Source organism: Photorhabdus cinerea, assembly GCF_011189575.1.
Taxonomy (GTDB): domain Bacteria; phylum Pseudomonadota; class Gammaproteobacteria; order Enterobacterales; family Enterobacteriaceae; genus Photorhabdus; species Photorhabdus cinerea.
Genome location: NZ_PUJW01000047.1, coordinates 1 through 9,647 on the forward strand (window position 1 = coordinate 1; position 9,647 = coordinate 9,647).

General features: G+C 45.1%; 7 protein-coding genes and 1 pseudogene. All 8 read left to right on the top strand.

Features of this window, described 5'->3' with window-relative positions; translation table 11 throughout:
• Positions 1-1,247: DUF2345 domain-containing protein (locus tag C5469_RS21450; RefSeq protein ID WP_166310591.1), on the top strand; the 1,247-nt coding region annotated here is incomplete at its 5' end.
• Positions 1,248-1,267: 20 nt separating this feature from the next.
• A complete protein-coding gene (locus C5469_RS21455) occupies positions 1,268-3,481 on the top strand; it encodes a hypothetical protein (RefSeq protein ID WP_207629293.1) in 2,214 nt (737 codons plus the stop codon).
• Positions 3,478-4,431, top strand: a complete 954-nt coding sequence (locus C5469_RS21460; protein WP_242689556.1) for a formylglycine-generating enzyme family protein — start codon at positions 3,478-3,480, stop codon at positions 4,429-4,431. The genes C5469_RS21455 and C5469_RS21460 overlap by 4 nt, the downstream gene beginning before the upstream one ends.
• Complete coding sequence (locus tag C5469_RS21465; protein ID WP_166310593.1) at positions 4,428-5,387, top strand: formylglycine-generating enzyme family protein; 960 nt, start codon at positions 4,428-4,430, stop codon at positions 5,385-5,387. The genes C5469_RS21460 and C5469_RS21465 overlap by 4 nt, the downstream gene beginning before the upstream one ends.
• Positions 5,384-6,859 (top strand): formylglycine-generating enzyme family protein, encoded by a 1,476-nt coding sequence (locus C5469_RS21470; protein ID WP_166310595.1) that lies wholly within the window; start codon positions 5,384-5,386, stop codon positions 6,857-6,859. The genes C5469_RS21465 and C5469_RS21470 overlap by 4 nt, the downstream gene beginning before the upstream one ends.
• Positions 6,860-7,077: 218 nt before the next feature.
• Positions 7,078-7,524, top strand: coding sequence for a cytochrome c oxidase assembly factor Coa1 family protein (locus C5469_RS21475; RefSeq protein ID WP_166310597.1), 447 nt, complete (start codon positions 7,078-7,080; stop codon positions 7,522-7,524).
• 287 nt (positions 7,525-7,811) lie between these two features.
• Entirely contained in the window at positions 7,812-8,960 is a 1,149-nt protein-coding gene (locus C5469_RS21480; RefSeq protein WP_166310599.1) for a hypothetical protein, read from the top strand.
• Positions 8,960-9,647 (top strand): annotated as a pseudogene (locus tag C5469_RS21485) (ImcF-related family protein); the annotation flags it as partial. The gene C5469_RS21480 and the pseudogene C5469_RS21485, both read left to right, overlap by 1 nt.

The following is a 9,647-nucleotide window of genomic DNA, read 5'->3' on the forward strand; positions in this document are numbered from 1 at the left end:
TTGATTTGGATGAATGGCCGCTGGGGGGAGAAAGCCTGTGGGTCCGGTTAGCCCGCCCGTATGCGGGCAGCACCTACGGTTTCCACTGGCCTTTGGTTCAGGGGACGGAGGTGGCGGTGGCATTTGAACAGGGCAACCCGGACCGGCCCTATATCGCCCATGCGCTGCATGACTCGCGGCATGAAGATCATGTGACCCGCTACAACTACAAACGCAATGTGCTGCGTACACCGGCTAACAACAAACTGCGCATGGACGATGAGCGTGGCAAAGAACACATCAAATTAAGTACCGAATACGGCGGAAAAAGTCAGCTCAATCTGGGCCATCTGGTGGATGGACAGAGACCGCATCCGAATAAACGCGGTGAAGGCTTTGAGCTGCGAACCGACGACTGGGGGGCTATTCGGGCGGGAAAAGGGTTGTTTATCAGCGCCGATCAGCAAACCAAAGCCTCGGGCCAGCAACTGGATATGTCAGTAGTGATAGAGCAATTAGAAACGGCTCTGTCTATCGCTAAATCCTTATCAAAAGCCGCTGAAATCGGCCAGGGTAAACCGGGAGATTCCGCAGGACAGGCGGTGCTGAATCAGGCGCTGGAAGGATTGAAAAAGCCGGGAATATTGATGCATGCGCCACAAGGGATAGGGATTATCAGCCCTGAGGCGGTCAGGGTGGCATCGGGCAACCACAGCGTAGGGGTGATAGCAGGGAAAAATGCCGATATCAGTGCATTGAAAGACATTACCGCTGTAGGTGGTGAGTCAGTGAGTTTATTTGCGCAAAAATCAGGCATGAAATTATTTGCTCATCAAGGAAAGCTGGAGATACAGGCGCAGGATGATGAGCTGTCCATGCTGGCTAAGAAGGATATTGACATAACCAGTGCGGAGGGAAAGGTCACGATTAGTGCCAGTCGGGAAATCGTTCTGTCCAGTGGTGGCGGCTATATTCGGATTAAAGACGGCAACATCGAATTGGGTTGTCCCGGCAATATCCTGCTGAAAGCGGCCAATATACAGAAAATGGGTGCAGAGAATGTTAATGCTCCTGCGCCGGCTCTGCCACGGGGTTTTAGTGGGTTTTTTACCTTGAAGGATCAGGATAGCGGGCAAGTTTTACCTCATAAGCGTTACCGCATTACTACCGCCGATGGGCAGGTGTTTGAAGGGGTGAGTGATGAAAACGGTAAAACCGTGGAAATTCATACTGCGACACCTGACAAGCTGAACATTGAACACTTTTAACTTACTGAGAGGAAAATCGTATGGCCGTAACGACCGGAAGAACCGCGGTAAAACCACAAAACACCGATGTGCATGTGAAGGCAGAGCCGGCACTTTACTTCCATCCGGACAGTGAAACCCTGATTTTTGTGGATAAAGAAGATATCCATGCACTGGAGGCAGAACATAACTTCCTGAGTCTCTGTGTGGAACAGCGCATTGAGGCTGAATTGCAGTTAGCGGCGCTAACTGAACAGTGTACCCAACAGACCATGGTACCCGTTTACGGGCATGAAGCGCAGCTCAAAGCAGCTTATGACGAACTGAATAACGCTTGTGATCGGTTACACAATCAACTGACGACATTGAGTCCGCCAGAATATCTGCCAAAAACCACGTTACTGGATGAAAACGCCAAAAAAAGCGCGATTGGTATCACTGAATTGATCGCAATGAACAAGGGGTATCAAGGCTACAAATACACCTACGTTCGGTCGGACAAAATCAAAAGTCACTGGCGGCGCTATAAGTTGAATGATCAGGACAAAAAAAGCGGTGGTAAAAGTTTCCTGCGGGAAGTGGCGTATACCGATAAAGAGGGCAACAGCCGGACTCGAATGGAGATCGACGGGAAGAAGCTGGAATCACAAATCGGCAAACTAAAACCTGCATTAACCGTAGTGGATGTGAAGCTGATTGATGATCACAGCGGCATCTGGGGACAGTGGGCGCAGGACCTGAATGACAGCCTGAAAACGTCGCCGTATGACGGAGAGCATATTGGGTTTGATTCGCAATCCCAACTGATGCGCTGGTCTTATGGTGCGGGAGCTAAAGCCGAATTGAACCCGCTGGAAATCAGTAAAAATGGGCTGAAAGGGCTGTTGGAGGGTTCAGGGAAGATTAATTTTTATGCCAATTTTGCGCTGGCGGAATCGCGAACAAGGGCGACATTGCATCTGCCGGACAAAACCGGGGTGAAGCTGAGCTATCCGCGCAAAGAGGGTGGTGAGGGGACGCTGGGAATGTGGCGGTTTGATCTTACGCTGATGTTATCGGGCAGTGTGGGGGCTAGTCTGGGGATAGAGGCGGGAGTGAACCTGAAAGGTAATGTGGCGAAGGGGATACCGACCAAGATGGCGCTGGATGGTAACGGTATACCGGGTCGTCGCAAGGTAGATGTTTCTAAGATGCTGGAGGACTCGGATAGCGGTGGGGAATTGAGTATGTTTGCCGGGGCGGAATGTGGTGCCAATCTGAGCGGCAGCCTGATGTGGAAAAATCCTGATAAAGATCCCATGGCGTTTCGAACACTGGCGAAGGTAAGTGTTGGTGTGACGGGACAGGCCGGTGTGGGTATTAGTGGTGTTGTGTCGTTTAGTTACCGGGATGGTCATATTCGAGTTGTTGCTAAAGGTGGTTTGTGCTGGGGAGTAGGCGGTAAAGGTTCGGTTAGTTTTGATATCGATGGTGAGGAGATATGGGAAGAGTTTATGCCGTGTCTGGCCTATATGTTGCGCAATATGGACTATGTGAAATTGTTGGTGATGACTGAGGAGCATTATTACGCATTTTGTATGATGCCACTGATAAAGCTGGGAGAATTTGCTCTAACTGAAAGCACGGAAGGTTTAATTTCCGTTCTGAAGGAATCTTGGGAGGATAAGGAAAAGCGGGTGGCACTGATGGAAAAGATTAATGATAGTCAAGGAGATGTACTGAAGTATGCACCACCAGAAACCCGAGGTGCAGTGATTGCAGCGCTGATTGAGACTAACTTCTGGGATGAGGTTGCTAGCCCGGCCAGTCATCGTGAATTGAAGGGTGAAATCATGACAGTATTCAGCGCGCGTAAGCGGGCAGTGTTAGAGGTATTGAAATGGGTGCAGTCAAAACGTGACTACGAGCATGTGATGCAGAACTTACATAAGGTACCGGGTGAAGGCGGGGAAATCCCAAGTGGAGGAGGAAATAAGTGGAAGGCGGGCGAAGAGGAAGTGATTGCCTTTTTAGGTCGAGGTGAAGCACCACGAGTCTATGGGCGTAGTGATAATTTTGTCCCTTTAGCAGCCAAAGTCATTATTGAACCAAGCCATTATGCAAAAAATTTGAAAGACATTTATGACTGGTTACCCTCTAGTGAAGAGTCAGCTAAATGCTTGAATGAACCACTGAAACCAGTAAATGCAGAGTTGTTTAAGAGTGCTACACAGGTGGTCATTGAGCAGCACCGTTATGTGAGAATATTTAAATGATAGAACGAATAACGAGTTATTCCATGATATCTGGACTGGCATTGTTAATTCTGGTCGGATGTAAAGATGAAAAGAAAACTCAGGCAGAACAGCAGGCGCTGGTAAAAGAAGCTCTGGCAGAAATGGTACCGGTGGCTGGTGGCAGTTTTATGATGGGAGATTTTGGTCACCGAGTGGGGGAACATCTGCCTTACAGCTTTGATTTGGATAACAAACCAGAACATAAGGTAACGCTGGATAGTTTCAAAATTGCCAAATATAAGGTGACGTGGGGGCAGTTTAATCGTTACCGGGCGATTTTGGGCCTGCCGAAAACGGCAACTTATAACAATTTGAAATCTTCAGACCCTGACTACGAATATCTTGACCGGAGTACAGGAGATAACTATCCGGCTTCGGTGAGTTGGCAGGATGCTAAAGATTACTGTCAGTGGTTGAGCAAAATCAGTGCTAAACAGGTGGATTTACCGACAGAGGCACAGTGGGAATATGCGGCCCGTAGTCGCGGTCAGTTGTTTATTTTTGCTAATAACAACAATGTGTATGAGCCGAATAAAAATTTTACGAGCTATATTCGTCCGGTAGGCTCTTATCCGCCTAATCCATTGGGGTTGTACGACATGATGGGTAATGGCACAGATTGGGTCAATGATTGGTATGCCGATGATTATTATCAGCATTCGCCGGAGCATAACCCACAAGGTCCTAAGTCTGGAGAGAAAAAGGTTATTAGGGGACGGGCAGGAGGAGACGGTTTTTTTAGCACAACGGTAACAAGAAATAAATTGGAGTTTAGGAGTAATAAACCTTACCCGCTTGGCTACGGCTTCCGCTGTGCAGTTAATTTGCCTGAAACCAAGAATTCAACTTTAGATCTGAAAAACTCCAGTGGCAGCCAGAGCATATCTGTGGCTAAACCGCTTTCTTCTCAGGAAGGAACAAAATCATGAAACGAATAATTTGTTATCCCTTAATAGCTGGTTTGTTGTTACTAACACTGGCGGGCTGTAAAGATGAAAAGAAAACTCAGGCAGAACAGCGGGCTTTGGTAAAAGAAGCTCTGGCAGAAATGGTACCGGTGGCTGGTGGCAGTTTTATGATGGGAGATTTTGGTCACCGAGTGGGGGAACATCTGCCTTACAGCTTTGATTTGGATAACAAACCAGAACATAAGGTAACGCTGGATAGTTTCAAAATTGCCAAATATAAGGTGACGTGGGGGCAGTTTAATCGTTACCGGGCGATTTTGGGCCTGCCGAAAACGGCAACTTATAACAATTTGAAATCTTCAGACCCTGACTATGAATACTTCGACCGGAGTACTGGGGATAACTATCCGGCTTCGGTAAGTTGGCAGGATGCTAAAGATTATTGTCAGTGGTTGGGTGGTGTGAGTGGTAAGCAGGTCGATTTACCGACGGAAGCGCAGTGGGAATATGCGGCCCGTAGTCGCGGTCAGTTGTTTATTTTTGCTAATAACAACAATGTGTATGAGCCGAATAAAAATTTTACGAACGATATTCGTCCGGTAGGCTCTTATCCGCCTAATCCATTGGGGTTGTACGACATGATGGGTAATGGCACAGATTGGGTCAATGATTGGTATGCCGCTGATTATTATCAGCATTCGCCGGAGCATAACCCACAAGGCCCTGAAAGGGGGAAAGACAAAGTGGTTAGAGGCCAAATGGCAGCTGATATATGGGGGAATCATGTTATTGATCGCAGTAAGAGAACTTTGAATTATTTTGAAGAAAGAAAAGTTAATTCTCCAGGCTACGGCTTCCGCTGTGCAGTTAATTTACCTGAAACCAAGAATTCAACTTTAGATCTGAAAAACTCCAGCGGCAGCCAGAGTATACCTTCGGCTAACCCGCTTGCTTCTCAGGAAGGAACAAAATCATGAAACGAATAATTTGTTATCCCTTAATAACTGGTTTGCTGTTACTAACACTGGCGGGCTGTAAAGATGAAAAGAAAACTCAGGCAGAACAGCAGGCTTTGGTAAAAGAAGCTCTGGCAGAAATGGTACCAGTGGCCGGAGGCAGCTTTATGATGGGGGATTTTGGCATGCGCGACGGTGACAATCTGTTTTACAACTCAGATATAGATAATAAATATGAACATAAAGTAACACTGAACAGTTTTAGCATTGCTAAATATAAGGTGACTTGGGGGCAATTTAATCGCTACCGAGAGATTTTGGATCTGCCGAAAACGGCAACGTATAACAAACTGAGACAAAATAGGACTGCTCAGTATCTTGTCGAGAGTACAGGTGATAATTATCCGGTTTCAGTAGACTGGCAGGATGCTAAAGATTATTGCCAGTGGTTGGGCAAAGTAAGCGGTAAGAGGGGAGATTTGCCGACAGAGGCGCAATGGGAGTATGCGGCGCGCAGTCGTGGTCAATTATTTATCTTTGCTAGCAGTGATAACTATTACGATGAAGAAAAGGGGTTCTCTTCAAGTGATAGCCCTGTGGGATCTTTTCCACCTAATCCTCTGGGGTTGTACGACATGATGGGCAATGGCACTGACTGGATCAATGATTGGTATGCTGAAGACTATTATCAGCATTCACCGGAGCATAACCCGCAAGGGCCTGATCATGGTGATAGAAAGGTTGTGAGAGGTTATGTCAGACTAGGAATTGGGGGGGTACTGAAGAGCACAACGGTGGCAAGATATAGTATGTCATTAAAAAAAGATAAAGTTCATTCTTCAGGTTACGGCTTCCGCTGTGTGATTAATCAGCCGGAAGTTAAAAACTCCACTCTGGATTTGGAAAGTATCCGCAATAATAAAGAAGCGCGGGTTGAATTAATGGAAAAAATCAATGCGAGTCAGGGAGATGTATTGAAATCTGCACCATTGGAAACCAAAGGGGAGGTTATTGCGGTTCTGATTGATACCAGCCTCTGGGATGGAGTAGCGAATCCGGTGAAACACGACGCGCAGACGTGTGGCAAAGGTACAATACTTGATGAACGTAAGCGAGCAGTGCTGGCGGCGTTAAAGTGGGTGCAGTCAAAGCGAGATTACGAGGATGTGATGCAACATCTGGAGATAGTACCGACCATTGATAGGAAAGCGAATTGGCCAGCTAATGAAGCAAAAGTGATTGCCTTTTTAAGCGAAGGTGAAACGCAGAAAAATTACGGTCGCAGTGATAATTTTATTCCTTTTGCCGCTAAGGTCACCATCCAGCCGAGCCATTATGCTGAAAATTTACGGGACATTTATAGTTCATTACCGGCTGTTCAGGCAAACACCAATGAACCATTGAAACCGGTGAATGCGGCGTTATTAAGTAGCTGTACACAAGTGACAGTAGAGCAACATGGTTGGCAGAAGGTAAATGTGGTGACTCATTGAATTATTGGGTTATGTTTTTCGCTGTGTGATTAAATTATTTTGAAACTAAAAATGCGACTCTGAGTCTAAAATTTTCCGGTAATAAATGTCAGCGACTGAGTAACTTTCTTCTCAGGAAGAATAAGTTCGAACATAAGGTCATGCGAGGTCGTGATTTTGACGATGATTTCGAGTTTATCATCGGAACTAATTTTAACTAATGAAAAGGTATTAAAGAGATGAAAATCAAAAAAGAGTGGAGCTTGTCTGATAACGAATCGATGACAAATACAACTTCACTTTCTGAAAAACGCAGTTGGGTGGTAAGGAAATGGAAATGGCTTATTCTTTGCCTTGTACCCCTGTTTATAGTTGGTGTATTTACGCTTGTTATGGGGGCAATGAAATCCTCAGAACCCTATGGGAAAGCATTATCTCTGGCACAATCTAATCCTGTTGTGAAGAGTATTCTGGGACAGCCGATTGAGGCGGGTTGGTTTATTTCTGGTAATATCAGCGATAGTGACGCGGGATTGGAAATACCTATTAAGGGAAATAAATCCAGCGGTACAATCTATGTTGATGCGGAAAAGCATTCAGGACATTGGCAATATAAGACAATGGCTGTTAAGCCTGACGCCGGGGGTGGGTTGATTAATTTGCTGAATCCTAATGTGAAAAAGTAATACCGATTCTGCTGTGTGGTGAATAATCTAAAAATGTGAACTCATTATTTGTTGACAATGGATAGCTCCATACAGTAAAGACTATTTCATTTATATGGTTTGGTTAATTCTTTAATCCTCCAAGTATTTTTTAATGTTATTTTGGCGTAATGAGACTCATTCCTAAAAGAGAAGTTAAGGAAATGTAGAGTTAATGATATTTTATTCTGTGTAATAGAATATCATTCTCTACTATGTGGATTGTCAGGTGATCTCAAGTGTAGCAAAGGTTTCTATGAGGTAAAAATATGGGCTGGAATAAACCCGTAATAGCAATACAGCATGAGCCAGTTACGCCGGTATTATGGCGTTGGTTTATCTCGTTCATTGCGATTATTAGCATTGGTATTGCCTGCTATCTGTTATGGTCTGAATTTTTCAGGCAGCAACAAGGGTGGATGATCCTGGGTGCTGTGGGCCTGATATGGCTTGTTGCCTTTGGACTGCGATTGTATCTCTTTGGTTATCGGCTGGAAATGTATCGTCTTTGGAATCAAGAGAACCAATATATCGAGAGCGAATGGCAATCCTGGGCTGGTCGATATATGTCTGTATTACACAGCAGCGTATTTTTACCGGAAAAGATAACGGCAGCGACTATCATGCAGGAAGAGTCGAAAATTGAAGTTCAATGGGGAATAGGAAAAGCCATCGATTATTTTCCATGGTCGGAGAATAAATGGCGGGATTCAGTGAAGATATTACTACATAGTGTAGAAAATGCCATTTCTGAACTACCGCCTGACAGGTCAATCTGTATAACGGTTATCACCAATTACCCTGAACAGGAATATGAAAAATTGGAAATGATATTGCAGGAAAACTGGCAATCGGCTTTTCCTTCTGGCAGGTCATTATCTCAATTAAATATATCACCTTATTTGCCTGCGATGCATATTGATAATTGGCTAAAAGAACCCACAAGTGAAGTGCAATTGCTTATATTGATACAAATTGAAAGCACCGAGCAATTTTCAGAAGGTTTAGGTGTATTTCTTATGGCAACAGATGATTTGGTGAAAAAATTTGATTTGGTAGAGAAAGCCAGAATCTATCGACCAATGGAAATTAATCCAGAACAATTTGAACGAGAATTCGGAATTTTTATCAACACTCAATTATCTGCTAAAGCGGCAATAGGAATGATAGGAGATGACGACAGTATGTATTTATATACTTCACAGATAATGTCGGTTATCCAAAATCAGCAGGCAGCATTAAAGCTGGAGCAGATTAGAAATATTGAAAAGATTATTGGCGTACCTGGCCCTGGAGCCTATTGGTTGTCTGCCGGATTAGCAATGGATCTGTCTCAATATAATTCAGCGCGTTATTTGGTTTTGTCAAACAGTGAACATCACTGGGTGATAAATACCGTTCAGGTATTGGAGGAATAATGGAAATAATCGGTAATAAATGGACCAAAGCGGGTAATGCCGTGCTATTTATTGTCATTGCTTCTGTAATGGCATTTTGTATCTGGCTTTATGGTGAAAAAGTCGGGTTAGATGAGAATTATAAAAAAACATTTGCTTGGGGATTATCTGTTTTGATCTTTGGCGTATTTCGTCTTCTGCCAATAATTGTCGGGATTTATCGGCAGGAACATATTAGAAGAAAAATAGAACAGGAAGGGTTATACCCAGCCAGAGAAAAGCGTTTAAAAATTCATTTATCGGAAGATGAAAATATGGAAATTATCAATTTTCATCTCAGTCGTCGTTATGGCCGCTTTTGGCGTCGCAAGGTACGGATATTGATGGTGATGGGTGAACGGGAACAAGTGGAAGCCATTGCCCCGGGATTGACGGCGCAACACTGGCTGGAAGGCGAGAGTCATCTGTTGCTGTGGGGGGGCAGTTTGCAGGTGACCCCCGATACAGCGCAGTTGCAGGCACTGCGTAAACTGCGTCGTCGCCGTCCACTGGATGGCGTGGTGTGGGTGATGACCGAAGAGCAACTCAGCCCGCGGTCAGAAATAGATACCGCGTTGCGGATGCTGGAGAAACAGGGGCAACAGCTTGGCTGGCAGGCGCCGGTGTATGTGTGGAATGTGCAATGCAGCCGCTGGGACCAGCGCGACC